The 858-nt window shown below is 43.4% G+C and carries 1 protein-coding gene; it reads right to left on the reverse strand.

Annotation, left to right across the window (positions count from 1 at the left end):
* Window positions 1-16 precede the first annotated feature (16 nt).
* A protein-coding gene (locus tag JCM14108_RS14495; RefSeq protein WP_152536969.1) for an IS5 family transposase occupies window positions 17-792 on the reverse strand; the annotation gives its coding sequence in 2 pieces (ribosomal slippage) (window positions 17-465 and window positions 465-792; 777 coding nt in all).
* Between the last annotated feature and the right edge of the window lie 66 nt (window positions 793-858).

Below are 858 nucleotides of genomic sequence, written 5' to 3' on the forward strand. Positions count from 1 at the left end.
AGGGTCTGTCTGGAAACTATTTAAGCCAAATCAAAATTGAAGCAATGTAAATGGTTTGTAGAAAAACATGCGCTAGTTTATCATATCGCGTCGCAATCCGCCGGTAATTCTTCAATTGATTAAAGTAATTCTCGATCAAATGGCGTTCACAATAGACATAATAATCACAATCCCACTTGTCTTGGGCATTACTTTTAGGTGGAATCGTATATTGACCGCCTTCAGCTTCAATATACTGGCGCAGTTCCTTAGTCCCATAAGCTTTATCGGCAATCAGATTAACGCCGGCTAAAGCTAATTGTCGCAGTAATGGTTCAGCTGCCCGACTATCATGAACTTGGCCGCCGGTAAGGATAAAACATAATGGATTTCCAAGGCCATCCACCACCGCATGAATTTTAGTGGTTCGACCACCACGGCTTAGACCGATGGCTTGATTCTCAACGTCACAGCGGGCGTTTTTTTAGCGCCCGTGGCCTTTTGATGAGCTCGAATGCTAGTTGAATCGAGGCTGATATTTTCCATATCCGGTTCATCGATCAAATCCTTAAAGATCCGTTCAAACAAGCCGGCATCAACCCAACTACGATAACGACTATAGATGGTTTTCCATGAACCGTATCGTTCAGGAATATCACGCCAGGTGGCGCCACTTTTTAACAACCAGAGAACCGCATTAAAAACTTGGCGATTAGGTATTTTAGGTGGGCGTCCGGCTTTATAGGGCGGAAAACGGTCCTCAATCCGGGCCCATTGCTCATCAGTAATTTCATAACGTTTCGGAATTGTCATCGGCGAAAACCTCAATTTGTTTTTTATCAAGATTATACACGATTATTTTGTTTCCAGACAGACCCT

The sequence above is a fragment of the Lentilactobacillus farraginis DSM 18382 = JCM 14108 genome, assembly GCF_000583655.1.
GTDB classification, from domain to species: Bacteria; Bacillota; Bacilli; order Lactobacillales; family Lactobacillaceae; genus Lentilactobacillus; species Lentilactobacillus farraginis.